Source organism: Sutcliffiella sp. NPDC057660, assembly GCF_042800035.1.
In the GTDB taxonomy this organism is placed as follows: domain Bacteria; phylum Bacillota; class Bacilli; order Bacillales; family Bacillaceae_I; genus Sutcliffiella_A.
In genome coordinates, this window is the sequence record NZ_JBHVHV010000002.1 from 162,514 (window position 1) to 180,387 (window position 17,874).

At 41.9% G+C, this 17,874-nt stretch carries 27 protein-coding genes; 2 read left to right on the forward strand and 25 right to left on the reverse strand.

What is annotated here, in order from left to right; translation table 11 throughout:
* Positions 1-4: 4 nt before the first annotated feature.
* The 17 genes from ACFVAD_RS02480 to ACFVAD_RS02560 all read right to left on the reverse strand — a co-directional run bounded on the left by ACFVAD_RS02480 (position 5) and on the right by ACFVAD_RS02560 (position 12,070).
* Complete coding sequence (locus tag ACFVAD_RS02480; RefSeq protein ID WP_386635749.1) at positions 5-484, reverse strand: GNAT family N-acetyltransferase; 480 nt, start codon at positions 482-484, stop codon at positions 5-7.
* A 232-nt stretch (positions 485-716) separates the two neighbouring features.
* On the reverse strand, positions 717-1,943 hold the full coding sequence (locus tag ACFVAD_RS02485; protein ID WP_386635751.1) for an aminopeptidase: 1,227 nt from the start codon (positions 1,941-1,943) through the stop codon (positions 717-719).
* A gap of 217 nt (positions 1,944-2,160) precedes the next feature.
* Complete coding sequence (gene ptsP, locus ACFVAD_RS02490; protein ID WP_386635754.1) at positions 2,161-3,879, reverse strand: phosphoenolpyruvate--protein phosphotransferase; 1,719 nt, start codon at positions 3,877-3,879, stop codon at positions 2,161-2,163.
* Entirely contained in the window at positions 3,879-4,145 is a 267-nt protein-coding gene (locus tag ACFVAD_RS02495; protein WP_386635756.1) for a phosphocarrier protein HPr, read from the reverse strand. Before ACFVAD_RS02495 ends, ptsP begins: the two co-directional genes overlap by 1 nt.
* 448 nt (positions 4,146-4,593) lie before the next feature.
* Positions 4,594-4,776 (reverse strand): YqzE family protein, encoded by a 183-nt coding sequence (locus tag ACFVAD_RS02500; RefSeq protein WP_386635758.1) that lies wholly within the window; start codon positions 4,774-4,776, stop codon positions 4,594-4,596.
* Between the two features lie 32 nt (positions 4,777-4,808).
* The gene (locus ACFVAD_RS02505) at positions 4,809-5,324 is read right to left on the reverse strand and encodes a shikimate kinase (RefSeq protein ID WP_386635760.1); all 516 of its coding nucleotides are present in this window, start codon (positions 5,322-5,324) and stop codon (positions 4,809-4,811) included.
* Between the two features lie 114 nt (positions 5,325-5,438).
* Positions 5,439-5,663, reverse strand: a complete 225-nt coding sequence (locus ACFVAD_RS02510; protein WP_386635762.1) for a YuzF family protein — start codon at positions 5,661-5,663, stop codon at positions 5,439-5,441.
* A 77-nt stretch (positions 5,664-5,740) separates the two neighbouring features.
* Positions 5,741-6,118, reverse strand: a complete 378-nt coding sequence (locus ACFVAD_RS02515; RefSeq protein WP_386635764.1) for a competence type IV pilus minor pilin ComGG — start codon at positions 6,116-6,118, stop codon at positions 5,741-5,743.
* Positions 6,111-6,554 (reverse strand): competence type IV pilus minor pilin ComGF, encoded by a 444-nt coding sequence (gene comGF, locus ACFVAD_RS02520; RefSeq protein WP_386635766.1) that lies wholly within the window; start codon positions 6,552-6,554, stop codon positions 6,111-6,113. The genes ACFVAD_RS02515 and comGF overlap by 8 nt, the downstream gene beginning before the upstream one ends.
* Positions 6,538-6,879 (reverse strand): prepilin-type N-terminal cleavage/methylation domain-containing protein, encoded by a 342-nt coding sequence (locus tag ACFVAD_RS02525; protein ID WP_386635768.1) that lies wholly within the window; start codon positions 6,877-6,879, stop codon positions 6,538-6,540. The genes comGF and ACFVAD_RS02525 overlap by 17 nt, the downstream gene beginning before the upstream one ends.
* Complete coding sequence (comGD, locus tag ACFVAD_RS02530; RefSeq protein ID WP_386636034.1) at positions 6,863-7,321, reverse strand: competence type IV pilus minor pilin ComGD; 459 nt, start codon at positions 7,319-7,321, stop codon at positions 6,863-6,865. The genes ACFVAD_RS02525 and comGD overlap by 17 nt, the downstream gene beginning before the upstream one ends.
* Positions 7,302-7,646 (reverse strand): competence type IV pilus major pilin ComGC, encoded by a 345-nt coding sequence (comGC, locus tag ACFVAD_RS02535; protein ID WP_386635770.1) that lies wholly within the window; start codon positions 7,644-7,646, stop codon positions 7,302-7,304. The genes comGD and comGC overlap by 20 nt, the downstream gene beginning before the upstream one ends.
* Position 7,647: 1 nt before the next feature.
* Entirely contained in the window at positions 7,648-8,685 is a 1,038-nt protein-coding gene (comGB, locus tag ACFVAD_RS02540; protein ID WP_386635772.1) for a competence type IV pilus assembly protein ComGB, read from the reverse strand.
* Entirely contained in the window at positions 8,669-9,736 is a 1,068-nt protein-coding gene (comGA, locus tag ACFVAD_RS02545) for a competence type IV pilus ATPase ComGA (RefSeq protein WP_386635774.1), read from the reverse strand. The genes comGB and comGA overlap by 17 nt, the downstream gene beginning before the upstream one ends.
* Before the next feature lie 152 nt (positions 9,737-9,888).
* Positions 9,889-10,404: a type 1 glutamine amidotransferase domain-containing protein gene (locus tag ACFVAD_RS02550; RefSeq protein ID WP_386635776.1), complete on the reverse strand. Its 516-nt coding sequence runs from the start codon at positions 10,402-10,404 to the stop codon at positions 9,889-9,891.
* A 63-nt stretch (positions 10,405-10,467) separates the two neighbouring features.
* Positions 10,468-10,629 carry a hypothetical protein gene (locus ACFVAD_RS02555; protein ID WP_386635778.1) on the reverse strand — a complete coding sequence of 54 codons (162 nt, stop codon included), beginning with the start codon at positions 10,627-10,629 and terminating at the stop codon, positions 10,468-10,470.
* 172 nt (positions 10,630-10,801) lie between these two features.
* Positions 10,802-12,070, reverse strand: a complete 1,269-nt coding sequence (locus ACFVAD_RS02560; protein ID WP_386635780.1) for an ATP-binding protein — start codon at positions 12,068-12,070, stop codon at positions 10,802-10,804.
* Between the two features lie 298 nt (positions 12,071-12,368).
* On the opposite strand from ACFVAD_RS02560, the gene ACFVAD_RS02565 reads away from it, so the two are divergent.
* Positions 12,369-12,524 (forward strand): hypothetical protein, encoded by a 156-nt coding sequence (locus ACFVAD_RS02565; RefSeq protein ID WP_386635782.1) that lies wholly within the window; start codon positions 12,369-12,371, stop codon positions 12,522-12,524.
* Between the two features lie 65 nt (positions 12,525-12,589).
* Here ACFVAD_RS02565 and ACFVAD_RS02570 read toward each other — a convergent pair whose 3' ends face one another.
* The 8 genes from ACFVAD_RS02570 to ACFVAD_RS02605 all read right to left on the reverse strand — a co-directional run bounded on the left by ACFVAD_RS02570 (position 12,590) and on the right by ACFVAD_RS02605 (position 17,239).
* Positions 12,590-12,673, reverse strand: a complete 84-nt coding sequence (locus ACFVAD_RS02570) for a YjcZ family sporulation protein (RefSeq protein ID WP_224841917.1) — start codon at positions 12,671-12,673, stop codon at positions 12,590-12,592.
* Positions 12,674-12,831: 158 nt separating this feature from the next.
* Positions 12,832-13,104 (reverse strand): hypothetical protein, encoded by a 273-nt coding sequence (locus ACFVAD_RS02575; protein ID WP_386635784.1) that lies wholly within the window; start codon positions 13,102-13,104, stop codon positions 12,832-12,834.
* A gap of 75 nt (positions 13,105-13,179) precedes the next feature.
* Complete coding sequence (locus ACFVAD_RS02580) at positions 13,180-14,238, reverse strand: TolB family protein (RefSeq protein ID WP_386635786.1); 1,059 nt, start codon at positions 14,236-14,238, stop codon at positions 13,180-13,182.
* Between the two features lie 105 nt (positions 14,239-14,343).
* Positions 14,344-15,414 (reverse strand): undecaprenyldiphospho-muramoylpentapeptide beta-N-acetylglucosaminyltransferase, encoded by a 1,071-nt coding sequence (locus tag ACFVAD_RS02585; protein WP_386635788.1) that lies wholly within the window; start codon positions 15,412-15,414, stop codon positions 14,344-14,346.
* Between the two features lie 137 nt (positions 15,415-15,551).
* Positions 15,552-15,716, reverse strand: coding sequence for a YvrJ family protein (locus ACFVAD_RS02590; protein ID WP_386635791.1), 165 nt, complete (start codon positions 15,714-15,716; stop codon positions 15,552-15,554).
* Between the two features lie 540 nt (positions 15,717-16,256).
* Complete coding sequence (locus ACFVAD_RS02595) at positions 16,257-16,472, reverse strand: DUF2922 domain-containing protein (protein ID WP_386635793.1); 216 nt, start codon at positions 16,470-16,472, stop codon at positions 16,257-16,259.
* Between the two features lie 32 nt (positions 16,473-16,504).
* Positions 16,505-16,720, reverse strand: a complete 216-nt coding sequence (locus ACFVAD_RS02600) for a DUF1659 domain-containing protein (RefSeq protein ID WP_386635795.1) — start codon at positions 16,718-16,720, stop codon at positions 16,505-16,507.
* Positions 16,721-16,849: 129 nt separating this feature from the next.
* Positions 16,850-17,239, reverse strand: a complete 390-nt coding sequence (locus ACFVAD_RS02605) for a Spx/MgsR family RNA polymerase-binding regulatory protein (RefSeq protein ID WP_386635797.1) — start codon at positions 17,237-17,239, stop codon at positions 16,850-16,852.
* A gap of 370 nt (positions 17,240-17,609) precedes the next feature.
* Here ACFVAD_RS02605 and ACFVAD_RS02610 point away from each other — a divergent pair, with 370 nt between their 5' ends.
* Complete coding sequence (locus tag ACFVAD_RS02610; protein ID WP_204415750.1) at positions 17,610-17,861, forward strand: DUF2626 domain-containing protein; 252 nt, start codon at positions 17,610-17,612, stop codon at positions 17,859-17,861.
* Positions 17,862-17,874: the final 13 nt, after the last annotated feature.

Below are 17,874 nucleotides of genomic sequence, written 5' to 3' on the forward strand. Positions count from 1 at the left end.
CTTACTACTGTTTCCAGGCACCTTTTTGCTCCTTATTGAGTTCAAGCCTTGCAAGCTGCTCCCCCCAAGACGCCATTTCAGTTTCAACAAATCCGGCTTTTTCATAGACATGCTTTGCCACTTTGTTCTCCGGATGAAAACCTAAAATGACGCAAGGTATGCCACCTGTGTTGTTTGCGTTGATATCCTCTAATATTTTCCCTATTGCCTGCTTACCCACTCCACGTCCCTGATACTTCTTATCCACCATCAACCGGTAAATCCAATAGTTGCCATCATCGGAGTCGATTCCATACATGGCAAAACCAACCATCTGTTCATCCATATACACTCCCATCGCTTTAAAATCCTTTAGAAACTGAAACTGCGCAATGGAATACAAATTTGAAGCAACATATTCCTCCTGGTCCTCACTAACCTTTAATTGTATTGCTTCTTTCCAGTTTGTTTCATCTATTTTTCTTAGAATGATAGTATTCCCCATGATCATTCTCCTACTTTGAATTTTTGCCACCGTTATTATTTCTACTTTCGATAGCTCAACTCCTTTTTAAGATTGCATGGGGATGAATCTTTGGATTCAACAAAATGGGAAGGCTTCTACTTAATATACGTTGGCACGAACTAAAGGAAAATCAAACAAACTCCTGCTCATACAGCTATTTATAACAAAAAAAATAGAATTCCTGAGAAGGAATTCCATTTTTATATCAAATCTATATCGCCCATTCACCGTTCACTAGTACAGGCTTCTTGGTACCGTCCTCAGTTTCTCCATGGATGGTCAATTCTTTCGAACCTATCATGAAATCCACGTGAATCATGCTTGTATTCACGCCTTTTGCTTCCAATTCTTCCTTCGTCAGAGACGCGCCGCCTTCGATGCAAATCGGGTAAGCTGAACCTAGTGCTAGATGGCAGGACGCATTTTCATCAAATAACGTATTGTAGAAAATGACCTCCTGTTTTGATACTGGTGAACTATGTGGCACTAGCGCTACCTCACCAAGGTAAAGGGCCCCTTCATCTGTTTCAAGTAGTTTCTTTAACACCTCATAGCCTTCTTTTGCCGTAAACTCCACAATCTTTCCATCCTTGAAGGATAATGTGAAATCTTCTACAAGATTCCCATTGAGATTCAAAGGCTTAGTCGAGGATACCACGCCGTTCACGCCAGTTTTCACTGGAAGTGTAAAGACTTCCTCGGTAGGGAGATTAGGAACAAAGTATGTTCCTTGTTCATTGTTCATACCGCCTCCAAGCCAAACCTGCTCTTTTGGAAGTTCAATCGTAAGATCTGTGCCAGGCGCTTTGTAATGCAGCTTTTTGAATTTCGTTGTATTCAGAAGCTCCAGCTTTTCCTGTAACGTTTTTATGTGCTCATTCCATGCAGCTATCGGATCCGCTTCATTGATTCTCGTAACAGCAAAGATGTTCTCCCAGAGGCGTGCAACCTGTTCATCCGACGAAAAACCTGGATAAAGCTTAGCTGCCCATTCGATTGAAGGTACAGATACAACCGCCCAGCTTACCTTTGCCGTCTGGATATAGGTACGATACTTCTGAAGAGCCTGCGCCTGAGCCTTGTTTGCAATGGAAACACGCTCTGGATCCACCGCTTTCAGAAGATCAGGATTGGATGCAACAACAGTCAAAAATGCAGCTCCCTCTTCCGCCATCCGCTCACGGCCTTGAACAATCCAGTCCTGGACATCTTTTAATGTTTCTTCTGATGCCAATTCAAATTTGATTTTTGTAAGTTCCTCGTCATTCCAATCCGTATGTACAAACTTCGCACCGATCTGGTACGCAATCTTCGCCACTTCCCTTACAAAGGGAGCAGCAGAAATAGGGGCATTGATCACTAGTCCCTGATTTTCCTGCAGGTTTATTCCAACCTTTACTGCCAATTCTGCATACTTAGATAATTTTTCTTGTAGCACCTTTGATTCCCTCCTATTTACGAATGGTCTAATTGTATCATAGGTTGGATTTCCGGGGTAAAAAAGTGCCATCCCATATCCTCATATCCTCCATTTTTAACGTCCTTTTTTATCGCACCGGGATGAAGAAGTTCGATTCACTTCTTTCCTGCTTACAAGAAAAAGTGCAACAAAAATGCCAACCCTTCATCAAAAAGGATTGGCATTTCATCTATCATCACTTCATGAATTTCTCTTTTACAAACTCCACGACTTCTTCTGCTGTGCCCATAGAAAGGATCTGCTCTCTGTAGGAAGCTGCTTCTTCCTTGGAGATGCCTCTCAGCTGGGTACGGGCAGGGAGGATGCTTGTCGCACTCATGCTGAACTCGTCAAGTCCAAGTCCAAGCAGGATCGGAATTGCAATCGGGTCGCCGGCCATTTCGCCGCACATGCCGGCCCATTTGCCGTTTTTGTGCGCAGCCTGGATCACATTATCAATCAAGCGAAGGATCGCCGGATTGTATGGCTGATACAGGTAGGAAACCTGTTCGTTCATACGGTCGGCAGCCATCGTATATTGGATGAGATCGTTCGTCCCGATGCTGAAGAAATCTACTTCTTTTGCGAAAATATCTGCCAGGACAGCAGTAGATGGAATTTCCACCATGATACCAAGCTCGATATTTTCGTTCACTTCTGTACCGTTCTTCACAAGCGCTTCCTTCTCTTCCAAAAGAATAGCCTTCGCTTGGCGGAATTCATCCAGCGTCGCAATCATCGGGAACATGATTTTCAGGTTTCCGTATGAGCTGGCACGCAATAGCGCTCGAAGCTGGGTACGGAAGATTTCCTGCTCCTCCAAGCAAAGTCGGATGGCACGGAATCCAAGGAAAGGGTTCATCTCTTTAGGAAGATTCAGATATGGAAGCTCCTTGTCCCCACCGATGTCCAATGTACGGACAACAACAGGCTTGCCTTCCATTCTTTCCAATACTTCTTTATAAGCTTTATACTGCTCTTCCTCGGTCGGAAGTTCGGTTCTGCCCATGTAAAGGAACTCCGTACGGTAAAGGCCGACACCTTCTCCACCGTTTTCAAGAACCCCTTTAACATCCTTAGGCGTTCCGATGTTCGCAGCAAGCTCAACTTGCTGACCGTCTGATGAAAGGCTGTCCTCGTTTACAAGCTTTGCCCATTCCTTCTTCTGCTCTTCATGCTTTTTCTGTTTTTCGGTGTATGTAGCAATTTCGTCGTCTGTCGGATCAACTATTACTACGCCTTCCAGGCCGTCCACTATCACCATTGTGTCATTCTGGATGGTTTCCGTTACATTTTTCGTTCCCACTACTGCAGGAATTTCCATGGAACGAGCCATGATTGCGGAGTGGGAAGTGCGCCCGCCGATATCGGTTGTAAAGGCTTTTACATATTGACGGTTCAATTGAGCAGTATCAGAAGGAGTAAGATCTTCAGCAATGATGATCACTTCTTCAGAAATAAGACTCGGATTGGATACACCTACACCCAGAAGATGAGCAAGAACACGTTTCGTCACGTCGCGGATATCCGCAGCACGCTCCTTCATGTATTCATTATCCATCTGTTCAAACATGTTGATGAACATCCCTGCCGTTTCATCTAACGCAACTTCTGCATTTACACTATCGCTTTTGATTCTATCTTTGATTGGATTCAAAAGTTCAGGATCACTCAATACAAGCAGGTGTGCAGAGAAGATTTCAGCTTTGTCCGCACCTAATTCCCGATTGGCATGCTCCTTGATCTTTTCCAATTCGTTTTTAGAGATTTCTACTGCTTTTTCAAATCTTTCCACTTCCGTTTGGACATTGTCAATCGTCTTTTTCTCCACAGTCAATTCAGGGTTTTCCAGACGATATGCTTTCGCAATGGCAATACCGCTAGAAGCAGGTATACCTTGGATCGTGTTTGACATTATTCCCCTAACCCTTCTGATTTCAAAGTTTCTTCAATAGCAGAAATTGCCTCGCTCTCATCAGAACCTTGTGCAACAATCTTGATTTCCGCTCCTTGAGGGATCCCTAAAGACATAACACCCATGATAGATTTAAGGTTTACGGATTTTCCGTTGTACTCAAGGTTTACTTCAGCATCAAATTTACCTGCTGTTTGCACCAATTGAGTAGCTGGACGTGCGTGAATTCCTGAATCTGCTGTTACTTTGAATGTTTTTTCTGCCATTGTAATCGAACTCCTTTAAGTATGTTTTATTTTATAGATAGTACTTAATGTACACGGTTCCTCTTATAGTTTTCAACAAATAAGCAACTATCACCTTTAAATTTGTTGAAAATCATCCTCAAGGAACTTCTTTGAAACCCTCATTACATAAAGAACTCCCTATTCCATTTTCCCTATACCCTGTTGACGTTGCTGCTAACCAAGGGGCAAAAGGGAAAATCAAAAAAGGCATGAGAAAGAAGATTGATCAATTCAAAGGGTATGTCTTCCTCCCTTAGTATTGGTCAAAACCTCTTCACTCATGCCTGATCGTATCAGTAACACGTAAAGTTCCTATGCTCACTTTGAAAGCATTTGCATAGATATGTAATTGATTGCTTCTAACTGTCCGAAGAGATTGTAGCATAAAAGCCTAAAAGCATGCAATACTTTTGTCCCTTTTATACCTTTACATTTTTTTCTTCTTGAATAACATCATGATCGCAAAAGGAATTACTCCGAAAAGCTGATACACGACAGGGGACCGTTCAAGCTTTCGCTGGTAGCGCTGCGCTTTCTTCACTTCTTTTGGCTGATCCATATAGGTTACAAGTTGCTGTGTCACATATTTGACATAATCATTCGTTTTCAATGGGTTCACCACCACCAGGTTTTGATTACCTACTAGTGTTGACCAGAATGCCAGCTTTTAATCGCAACAGCCAACTCTTCCGCTGCCTCATGGATGCCTAGGGAACTCGTATCCATCATGATATGGGCCTTTTTATATAAAGGGAGCCTCTCCGAAAATATGGCCATGATTTCCTCTTTGCTTTTTTGCTGAATCAAGGGTCTGGCGATGTCATTTTCCAGCCTTTGAAGCACTACTTCCATGTCACAATATAAGAACACCATTAAACCTTTTTCTTTCATCCAGGAGATATTGTTCGCTTTTTTGATGATTCCTCCGCCTGTCATGATAACGGATCCGGTCACTGGCAAACTCTGTAGCACTTCCTCCTCCAACCTGCGAAACTCAGCTTCACCATATTTTTCAAAAAACACACTGATGCTTTCCTCAGCTTTTTCCTCTATTAAAGAATCCGTATCATATACGGCCAGACCCAGCTTCTTTCCCAATGCATGTCCTATTGAAGTTTTTCCCGCTCCCATGAATCCTGTAAGGTAAATGCTTCTCATTAAACTCCCTCTTTCCATTGCTGCCATTCATTCCATTATAGGAAAATGTTGCGGGTTTCACCACTATAAAAGGTGCTTAACCAGTTTTATCAAATGATTAAACACCTTTACTGGTTAGTCAGGCATGACCCATATAATTTCTGCCGTCCGAACAAAGAAGTTTGAATCTCCTTCATATAAAACGATATGATCCGGCTTAACATCTCGTAATGTTCCTCTGATTGACCCCCGGGAGGTTTCGACCACGACCGTACTTCCTTTGATACTCATCAACGTTTGATACACAAATGGCTCCACAAGCATGTATTGAATCGGCACACCGTTTTGATCTTGGTTCACCTTTACAGATACCTCCTTTATCACACGGTACATTTATATGATAAGAGAAGTGCTTTGGTGTAGGCATTCGCCCTAAATCAATTGGATTCCACCCAGGAAACTACTCTATACGTTGTCCGTTCATAGAGGATGATTGCTTCGTATTTCCTGTCTTTTGTGGTCGTACAAATTATCTTTATCTGGGTAACCGGGTATTGTTCATCTGCAGTGATCACTGCATTTCCGTTTGGAAAATTGATGTTGGATAGGGGAGGAAAACTATCCACTTCGAGTTGCCCCTCCACCTTCTCCCAGGAATATCTCATCATGCTTTCCAATTCGAATAGCTCCCCTGACTCTGTATAAAATGCTTTTTCCATCCTGTACAGCTCTATTTGATGCAGTAGCATGGAAGAAACCAATAAGGATAGGAGGAGCGTCACCGGGAAAATATATCCCTTTTCCATTCTATTCATGCGGCCAATCCTTCAAGATGGCATGAATTGGAATCTCATGGAAATCCCCTTCATCTCCGGTAATAAAAAGTATCGCTCCGTTCCTTACTTGCACAAACACCACATCCTTTACATTCTGCAGCATGATCTCATGGCCTGTGCCATTCACACGCCTCCTGATGTTTCCTTGATATTTCTCATAGGTAATGCTCTGATTGTTCCTGTTCCTAATTGTTAGTACTTTGCCCGTTGTTGTTACCGATTTTGCCGTTCGGATCTCCATCTTTGCCTGTTGGTTGAATACCTCCAGTTCAAGAGGATGTATGCCCTTATCCTCCTTCACAAAGGTATGGATTGTCTGGAATAGAATAGGGAGAAATGCAGTAATGATCAGTACAACAGAAAAACTGACAAGGGCTTCCAAAAGCGTAAACCCCTTTTCATTCCAAATCTTCATCCCAGTATACACACCTTCTTTTTTCCCTTTTTCTATAATCCAGATATTCGGCACATATAACCGGAATGGCACCTTCAACAGATTGGTAAAGCCTAAATCTGAATCCGTTACTTTCGATTTCCTTTCCAATAAACATACCGCCACTCAATCGCACATTTTCCAATTCTTTTGTAAGAAGAAGCCTGGCTGCCCGATCTAGTTTGAAGTTGTTTCTTTCTTGATTGATCCTGACAAGGCTTGGCAGCAGTAGGGTCATGATGATCATCCAAACCACGAGTGCGGCAAGCACCTCAAGGAGGGTGAACCCCTTAGACTGATTCCACATAGAATCTTCCCTTTCCCAATTGGAAAACTAAACGGTAATTTTCCAGATTCTTATAGGATATTCCCATAGTTCCTGCTTTTTGAATGCTTCCATGCGATTGAAATACCAATAATGTACCCATCGTTCTTGGGTCAATCAGGATATCCTCATGATAGTTTCTTCTTAGTAGTTCATTTCCCGACCCTTGGGTAATCCGGTAATAGTGATTGCTTGGGCTGAAAGTGATGGTTACCGACCTTCTTGTACTCATGGCATATTGTTGGGCAAATAACAGGTCGTTGGTAAGCTCGCTGAAAAAGTTTTTCGTTACATGTTTTTCTTCTATAGCAGCTATTTTCAGGATGGTAAATGAAAGAATAACAGACACCACGGATAGGACCAGAAGCGACTCTACAAAGGTAAAACCCTGTTGTGCGTTACCTTTACGGCGTTTCCGGTGCATCAACTGCTTCCACTCCATTGGCAGTAAGGGCGATCACCTTGTCATTCGGGCAATATAGGACATCATCATCTGCAAATTTATCCTCTAAATAATCCGGAGTATTCAAATCCTGAAGGTCAGATGGTTCCCGGTCATTTTCCAAGCGGTAGGCCTGCATCTGAGCCTCGACCATCTTCACCAGGGCATCGCATCCCTTATCACCGATCAGACCGGAATTCTTGGATACATTCGGGAGCATGATCAATAGTAGAACCGTAATGACAAGCATCACCAAGAGCATTTCCACCAGTGTAAAACCTCGTTCATTTTTGAATAGCTTTTTCATTTTATAACCCTCCTAATAATTGAAACATCGGTATGAATATACATAGATATAGCAGGAGCACGAACAAGCCGATAGCAAGGAAAAGGCATGGCTGTATTTTCCCAAGTGCACTCTCCATTTTTCTTTGGAGTTTATCCAGCAGAAGGCCACTGAAATCCTCCAGTTCACGAGGCAGTCTCCCATTCTTCTGTCCATGTAAAATAGTTGGTGCCAGACCCTTATCAAAAACGGATTCGTTTTCTACAACCTTCTCCAATTTTTCCCCTTCTAACAGTCGCTCCCTGTAATCGGATGCTCTGTATTTAAAATAGGGATTATATGTTTGCTGCTCAAAAACGCCGATGGCATCATTGATGGTCATTCCGCTAGCGAGCAGACTGCTGAGTTGCTGGGAAAAGTAATGGGAGTAATGAAGGGTTAGGAACGTCCTAAGTATAGGGATTTTCATCATCCAGGAGATTTTTTGGACAGGATGGATGGTTTTGGCATAAATTTTAATGTGAAGGAGAAGTACAGCTGCCAGAAAAAATACTAAAAGCAGAAAAAGTGGAAGTTTGCTTGTCACGCTGAAGAAAAATTGTATTCCTTTGTTTATCGAAATGTTCATTTGTTGAAATAATAGCGTAAATTGTGGCATCAGTACCGTTTGCACGAAGAATAACATCAACATGACCAGGATCATCAAAAAGATCGGGTAGCGTATCAGGGTAAGCAGTTTTTGCTTGTAATACCGTTTTCTTTTCATCAACTGCCCAGCAGTCCGGAATGCCTCACCAAGATTACCGTGTCGCTGGGAGAAGAAGAGCAGGGATAAAGCATCCTGATGAAAATGAAGCAGCTCCAGTACCTTGTGGATACTATAGCCGTTTTTCAATTCTTTGACGGCAAGATGCAAATCAGCCTTTTTGTGACCTTCATAATGAATGCACATCAATTCGATGGCCTCAAGGAGCGCATATCCATTGACATAGAGATCCCCTATACGAAGAAGAAATTCCTCCTGCTCCTTTAGGCTCCACCCTCTATTTCTCATTTCCATCAAAAACCCACCGCTCATACTCGCTTTGTTTGATAAACCCTAGAGCTATTCCTTTTTTTATCACTTCTTTAAGCGTAGGGTATGTCAAATCCACTTCCGCTCCATTACATTCCTTCATGACCTTTCCAAGCTCTTTCCCATAGATCAGCTCATGGACACTTGCAAGACGGTGCGTGCGATATTTTCTGCAGAATGCTGTGCATTCCTCCAGACAAAATGGACACTTCAGTTCTACCAGCCTTTGTGCAGAAATGGCAATCAGCGTCTGTTCCAGCTCTTGTGGGGTGACGCCGAATTCCAATAACCGATAGACCGCCCCTTTTGCATTTCTCGTATGCAGGGTGCTCAGTACCAGATGTCCGGTCATGGAGGCTCTGATTGCAATCTTTGCGGTTTCCTCGTCCCTGATCTCCCCAACCATAATGATATCGGGGTCATGTCTGAGTATCGCTTTTAAACCGGTGGTATACGTAATCCCGGCCTTTTCATTGACCTGAACCTGCAGCACATTCTTGCTTTTGCGTTCCACAGGATCTTCAAGGGTGATGATATTCCGTTGTAAAAGGGATTTCGTTTCTTCAATTAAGGAGTATAGGGTGGTGGTCTTGCCCGATCCGGTAGGACCCGTAAAAATGATCAATCCATGGGAGTATTTCATTAAGGAAAGAAGCTTGGTGGTGGAGTTTGGAAATAGGGTCATGTATTTCAATGGTTGATGAGAATCCTGTGGGAGGATGCGAATGACTACACTTTCGTTATAAAAGGTCGGTAAGGTCGAGAGTCTGAGGTTGATCTGTTTGGAATCAATGGTGAGCGTTAATGCGCCGTTTTGCGGTTTTCTTGTTTCTCCAATGTCCATGGAGGCTTGGAATTTAAGGTGGGAGACCATTCTTTCATAGATGTCGAGTGAAATCTCCTCCTGTTCATAAAGATAATGGTCTACCCTGAACATGAGGGTTGCGGAAGATTCCAAAGGCTTCATGTGGATGTCGGAAACGCGAAGCTTAAGGGCTTGACGAACGAGGTCTTCACACTTTTGTTCAATATTCATTTTTCACCTCGATTATTTTTTTGCGGTACGTTTCTCCTCTCCTAATTTTTTCTTGCTCTTATGATTTCTACAAATCTCGAGCGTTTCCTGCAAGTTTTTTATTTTTTTCAAAAAAAAATACCAGACCGTCTATACGGCCTGGCTTTATTGATTTATTTCAATAGTTTCAGTGATTCACGAATGAAGGCAGGAAGATCGTCAGGTGTTCTGCTTGATACCAACTGCTCATGGCATACGACCACTTCTTCATCATGGAAGTTGGCTCCTGCATTCTTCAGGTCCACTTTAATGGAGGTGTAGCCGGTTATATCCCGCCCCTTTAACGCCTCCGCTGTAATCAGCAGCTGCGGCCCATGGCAGATTGCAAAAACAGGCTTCTGGTCATCCATAAATGCTTTGGCAAACGTAACAAAACGATCATCACCTCTTAAAATATCAGGTGAGAAACCTCCGGGAATAAACAGAGCATCAAATTCATCTGGCGTCACATCGTCAATCCCTGCATCTGATGTCACTTCCGTATCATCAGTTTTACCTGTCAAGGTTTCCCCCTTCGACTTTTCTATCACAGTCAGGCTATGTCCCGCTTCCTTGAAGGCTTTTGCCGGTTCTGTGTATTCCGAGTCCTCGAACATATCCGTCATCACTACCGCAATTTTTTTACTCATATCTATCGACTCCTTCGGCTATTAGTTACATAGATAAAGTACCCGTCCATCATCAGAATAAACTTAGATTTTTACATCGGGCATGAATTGCTCGTACACCGCATCTTTTGTAATAGGATAGATTTCCTGTTTAGCGATCTCATTAATGATCATCTGATTTCGCATCACAACAAATTTTAGAGTAGATAGTTTCCCAGCCGTTTCTTTCGTCATTAATCTCAGCATTTTATTATTACCCTTTTTTTCCTGAATTTCTTACTTTCACAAAAAAAGGACAGAAAAGTTTCTGTCCTAAAAGTATTATGTGCACGAAAGGAGAAGGAAGTTGTACACCATACATTCTATGTGATTTTTTTAGAACTGCTTGGTCATCTATCTTCTATAAAACGCACATTTTTTAAGAGGCCGGTAGAGATAGAGTAACAAGAGTACCTTCGCCTTCCTTGCTTTCAATGGATAAGTGGCCATTATGCTCCTGGATGATTTTATAAGAAATCGTTAATCCGAGGCCCATCCCTTTTTCCTTGGATGTGAAAAAAGCATGTCCAAGAAGCTTCTGGTTTTCCTCACTTATACCCATCCCATTATCGCGAATTTTAATTGTTATATAATCTTCGCTTGTTTCAAGGGAAGATATATCGATTACGCCTCCGTCCGGCATTGCCTCCATCGCATTTTTGATAAGATTGAGGAATACCTGCTTCAACCCATTTATATCACCTTTAACCAGGGTTGACTCGTCAATGTTATTCAAATGAATATGTATATTGTTTTTCAATGATTCATTACTAACTAAATCGATCACATACTGAATCGCATGCGTCAGTGGGAAAATCACCAATCTCTTTGTATGCGGCTTGGAAAGTATCAGCATTTCACTAACGATGTCATTGATTCGATCAATTTCCGACAGAACCAGATTTACATGATCCTTGTTTGTTTTTCCTGATTTCTGGATAAGCTGGATGAACCCTTTTATCGCAGTTAACGGATTTTTTATTTCATGCGCAATACCCGCGGATAATTCCCCTACTACGGACAGTTTTTCCTTAGTTACCAGCAGATGTTCCGCCTTTTTTAAGGAAGAAATGTCTCTCCCGATGGTTACAAGCGCTCTTCTTTTACCATCAGGATAGAATAGAGGAACCTTGATGACATCAAAGGTCTTCAGTTCTCCACAAGGAATCGGAAATGATTCCTCGTCCCTGGTGATTTTACCTTCTTGCCATGTCCGCTCATCCGTTTCTGTGCAATAGGCAAACGCTTCTTTGAAATGAGGAGAATATTCACCAAGTTCCAGATCCGTTTTGCCCTTATAATCGACATTTAGCAGTTCATATAAGGAAAGGCCATATTCATTTGCCAGCAGCCACCTGCCATCTCCATCTTTGAAACAGACAAAGTCCGGCATATTATTGATGAGGGTCAGGAGCTCGTGTTCTTTCTGCTCCAACTGCTTCAGTGCCTCATGTTTTTTTATGATCAAGTATATAAGTACGGCGGTTATGATGATGAATAACCACCCTTTTAACATATTTACATATTCTGCCATAACGAGATTATTATTTTGCCGTAGGCTGTACAGCCAATAATCAGTCAGGGTAACCCAAAGGATTCCAAAAAGTAGATAGATTAATGGCAATAGCCGTAGCCATTTATTTTTCATACAATACCCCTATTATCATAGATAGTCTATTTTTGTCAGGTTCCGCTTCTTCGATTTCAATAAGTGTTTCCTTTATTATAAAGGTTTCCTTTAAAAATAAACACAAAGTCCTTGTTGGGAAAGTAACCCCACAAAACACCGTTTAATTCGACATTTTCATTATACACTTTCCCAAGTGCCATTTTCCATCTTCACATTAAATCGAACCTCCCATGCCAAAAGCCTGGCAGGTTTAGAAGGATTCCTACAGGGTATATATACCATATATAAAAACAGTGATGAAAGGATGAGGATGAACATGATCGAAGACAAAGATGTCAGAGTGGAACGCAGAGAAACAAAAGAAGATAGAGGATTAGTTGCATCCACATTTATCAAATATACCGCATACTTGGTAATTTTCTTTGGTATCATCTGGTTTATCATTTCTTATCTGCTGCCTATGTTCCAATAATATTATTAACTGTAAAGAAAAAGACTGGAAAGGTCCATATGACTTTTCCTGTCTTTTTTGCATATTTAGTAGAATGATTTGCCTACAATCACTAGTAAGATAAACAATACTAAAATTAACACAAAGTTGTTTCCATAACAGCCACTCATCTATCCACACTCCTTCCCGCAAGTGATACTATATACTATGAAAGGCTATTCCTATGTGTATAGACAAGTGTTCTTAGTATCCAACATTTTTACTAGGATAAAATCAAAAAGCACAGGAATTCCCTCGATGGGCCTGCGCTTTTCCCTCTTGACCGTGACTAGTGTGCATGAAACAGCATGGGGGCCATGATAGCGAGAACCGTAGCTGCAACCCCAACAAATAAAAGTAGTACATAGGTGATAAACCTGGCATTATTTTGATAGAGCATGACGCAGAGTAAATAGAGGAAGGCCGATATCGCGATAAATACGAGTGCCTCCACCCTGGTGTCCCATCCATGCTTTTCCAGCTCAAGCTGCAGGAATGTCTGCAAAATAAGGCCGCCAAAAATAAACAGACCTATCCAATAAGCGAGTGTGTTACGTTTCATCCTACTCATTCCTTTATTTTTCTCTATCTCTACTGTACCACACCAGCCAGCCTCAATAGAAGTGATACCCTACACTTATAGTGCCGTTCCTGAAAATTGGGGCATCTGCAATGTAATGGATTTTATTCTTTCTCCATTCAGATCCAGCGCCCATAGCTTGAAATTGGCTTGTCCTTTTGTCCAGCTTTGGTCTTGAATAAAAAGCACCCGATTGGACTGGTGGAAGAATGTCGGTTCTGTAATAAAAGTTCGGAAGCTTGTAACTGGCTCCACCTTATCCCCATTAATATCCATCGTATATAATTCATAGATGGTTTGTGATTTTTTCCGGGGATTCGCACTGCCAGCTGAAAAGGCGATAAGAGACCCGTCAGGAGAAATCCTTCCACTGTAGATAAGATCTGAAATAACACCCTTGTTCGGCTTTACCATTTTTGCTTCCTTCTGTTCGTTATCGTATACAAAGTAGTTTGAAGTCGTTTTCCCTTCTTCTCCTTCATCCACCTGTACAAATCCAATCTTTTTCCCGTCCTCGGTAATGGACAGGCTTCGTTTCTTTAAGCTTTCCGTCTCCGTTAATCGTTCTTTGTTTTCTCCTGTTACCGAAATGGAATATAGGTCCACATTTACAGGGCCTTCCTTTGGACCGACACCTCCACTATTGTAGCTTTTGGCCCCCAGATAGTAGATTTTTTTGTCATCCTCGGAGAAAATGGCGTCAATGATAAGCTCCTTGTTTTCCGAGAGCCTCATGAGCTCACTGCCATCCCTGCTCATGATATACAGCGACTGCTTCAAGTTTTCCGTTGTTTTCTCTTGCGATAAGAATAGAAGTTTCTCTCCATTCCTGGAGTACCTTGGATGAACATGACTTTCATTCTGCCTCGGGTAGGTCAGCTGCACAACTTCAGTGCCATCAAGATTTGCTTGATAAAGTGCTCCATCTCCACTTTGATAGAAAGGAAAAACTATCTTCTCATCATCCGGTGACAAGGTAACGGTATCTCCAAAACCATGGTCGATCGGAATCCAGGATCTAGTAAACCGTTCCGAGAAAAAATACATGAGCACCGATATGATTATGACAAACGCAATGAGAGATATAGTAAATAGCTTCAATGTTTGTTTTTTCAAGAGAATCGCCATCTTTCATTTTTTTCTCTGCCTAGTTTACCCAAAACCATGGAAATCCTTACAAAAAAAATCTTTAACAGAGGTGCCTGTTAAAGATTGTTCCGGTTAATTTGCTATCTTGATAATTTCAGAAAGAATGATTTCCAGTGTATTAGGAGCACTGTCTTTCTCCATATTCCCTACAAGTAACTCTTTTTCATTCTGCAATTCCTGTATTTTGGCCGCTAGGGATGTTTCGGTAAGCTCTTCCTCTAGCAATACTTTGGCAAAGCCTTTTTTCTCAAACGAGTTGGCATTGAGAATCTGATCGCCTCTGCTTGCTGCACGGGAAAGCGGAATAAGAAGCATAGGCTTTCGCAATGCCAGAAATTCAAAAATGGAATTTGCTCCCGCCCTTGAAATAATATACTGGGAGGCAGCCAAAATATCAGGCAGTTCGTTTGAAATATACTCGAACTGCTTATAGCCTTTTATTTGGAGCAGGTTTTCATCGACATTTCCTTTTCCGCAAATATGGACAATTTGAAAATTCCCTGTCAACGAAGGAAGTATCTTTCTTACCGTTTCATTGATTTTCTTCGCACCTAAACTTCCACCCATTATTGTAAGAATCGGTTTTGGCTCATGAAAGCCTAAAAGCGCTTTTCCTTCTGCTGCTCTGCCTTTGAACAACTCTTCACGGATAGGTGACCCGGTGAACAGAACCCGGTCCGACGGAAAATGCTTTAACGTTTCATCAAACGTAACAAACACCTTTGTTGCAAACTTGATTGCAATTTTATTTGCAAGACCAGGTGTGATATCCGATTCATGGATGACAACCGGGATCTTCAGCATCTTCGCAGCGACTACCACCGGAACTGTCACGAAGCCACCCTTGGAAAATACAACCCTCGGTTTCTCTTTTCGCAGTACAAAATAGGCCTCCATTGCCCCTTTCATAATTTTCAATGGATCGGAAAAATTCTTCCAATCAAAATATCTTCTGAGCTTCCCGCTTGAAATGCCGTGAAAAGGGATATTTTCCTTTGTAATGATATCCTCCTCTATGCCTTTTCTAGATCCGATATATGTAATGTCCCAGCCTTTTTCCTTCAGCTTGTTCATAATGGCAATATTGGGGGTAACGTGGCCGGCAGATCCTCCACCAGTAAAAACGATTTTATTTTTTTTCATCCATTCATCATCCTTTTTTACATTCCTCTTAAGTCTCTACCCTATATTATTATCGAAATGCACCAGAAAGGCAAAAATATTTTCAAACATGGAAAAAGCCCAGAAAGCGGTGCTGTCCGCTTTTTAGGCTTTTCTACCTATTTAGTGCTTCGCTTGGGCTGGGTGTGGAAGGTCATGTGATAAGGCAGCTGTTGCAGCGTTTTGGTTACATTATCAAGCCTTTGCTCGATCCTGTGCAGCAGATAGAACGTCACAACAATCGGGAATCCCACTTCACTGATCCACGTCCACCATTGTTCCATATATAAACCTCCTTTCGTTTATTTTACAGTGTTTAACACTTTAAACACCGCTGTTGATTTCCGCACTAGGCTGCGCTTTCCGCGGGGCGTTAGTGGAGCCTCCTCGCCTTCTGTGGGGTATCCACTAAACGCCGCTTCCCGCAGGAGTCTTCGCCTATTGCTCCAATCAACAGCTAGATTCTTAAAAATCCACTCTAGTATTTAACAGTGATACTCATGAAAAAGATTTACACCTTGAGAAATGAAGATATAGTGAGGACATTATGCGTTACCTGTCGCCCCTGTTGATTGGAGTGCAGGGTGTGAGACTCCTCGAAAATGCAAGAATTTTCTTCGTGCGAAGTATCGCTGCCGCAGCCTTCCTTGTCCTGCGGGAGATAGCGGTAGACTTGAGACCCCACAGGCAAGGCCGAGGAGGCTCCAGCACCGCCCCGCGATCGCTGCCACCTGGAACGGAGATCAACAGGTAGTTAAACAGAACGCACAGGATAGCATTTCTGTAAAAGAAAGGGCCTACTGATGTAGACCCTTCCCTTTGGATTATGCTATTTCGATTTCGGTTACGTTACGCTCAATGACTTTTGCCCCAACAGCAGAAACCAGATTCCCGCCACTGGAAGTGAAGACATCGGCTGCAATAATGGAAGCCATCGCAGTTGCCAGCTCTTCACCTGTCACATCTGAACGAGGATCATCGACCGTGATTTTCACGGATTTTTCTTCCTCATTTAAGAAAAATAATTCCAATGTGAACATTCCCATTCCTCCTTTCCATTAGTTTCATAGGGTTACCCTAAGTGTTGAAGCTCGTTACGCTTGACACTTGCAACAGGTGTGTTCTGTAAGCCAGAAATCGCAAATCCAGCTGCCAAAAGACCGTCTGCCGTAGCATCCACCTTGATATTGTTGTAGTTCTTCGTACGATACTGCATCTTGCCGTTCTCATCATCCCCAAGCTCATACACCAGACGCAGTTGGGAATTTTCAATAGTTACTTCCGCCATTTTCTCACCCCCTTTCACCTCTTATATAAAGGGAAAAGAGGAGAAAGTAGCGCCTTCAAAAAAAAAACATAATAAAAAGACTTATTCAGTCAGGGGGAATAAGTCTTCTCCATGGTGCACAATATGCATTTATGATACCGACTGCTTGAACTCCTGCTTCGCCTTTTTCTTCGCGATCTTCAGCAGCCCTGATTCATTGTAGCCCACAATCAGTTTATTTCCGTTCGTTATGATAGGTCTTCTAAGTAGTTTCGGCTCATCGATCATCAGCTTGATTAACTCCGAGAGGGATAACTCATTTACATCTATCCCAAGATCCTTGAATGTCTGACTTCTAGTTGCAAGTATTTCATCAATTCCATCTGTCGTTAAGGAAAGGATTTTCAGCATTTCTTCATAAGACGGCGTTTCTCTGAAAATGTGCTTTTCACGAAAATTGACATTGTTGCTGGTTAGCCACTTTTTTGTCTTACGGCATGATGTACAACTTGGGTAGCTGTAAAATACGATTTCATTCATCACGATTACCTCCCAGTAAATTTTTTCGAACAGAATATATTCTATGTTGCATTTATTGTACATCATTTGTATAACATTTGTATAGTACTTCGTTCAATTAATTTAGATATATTTTTCTCTATAATTTTTGTAAGGTTTGTCCCCCAGTCAGAAAGGCAATACATAATATAGGGATTCCTTGAGAAGACAACCCTATTTGACCGATCGGATCTTTCTAATGGCTGAATAATATCTAGATAGATAGCGAAAAATGTATTTATTATGTAATCGTCACAAACTAGAAACAAACGCTTATTTACAAGTAAAGTATTGGTACATTATAATAAGTAAGTGACAAGCATATGGATAAGTGCGTAAGGAGGGGATACATATGGATCGTATGTACCGTGTAATGGGTTTCTGGACAGGGATATTTGCTGTTATGTTCTACCTTGGACACATGACTCAAACGTCTTTACTATTCTTTGGACAAACGGTATTCTTCATTTTATTAAGTTACTTAAAGCTATCTGAACGTATGTACATTTATATCTTTGGTGCATATTTAACAATTTTCTTCGTCGGCTTTACGTATTGGACAACATTTATGATGGTACCAGGTGCTGAAACTGGCGGACATTAAGCCGTAAGCTCTT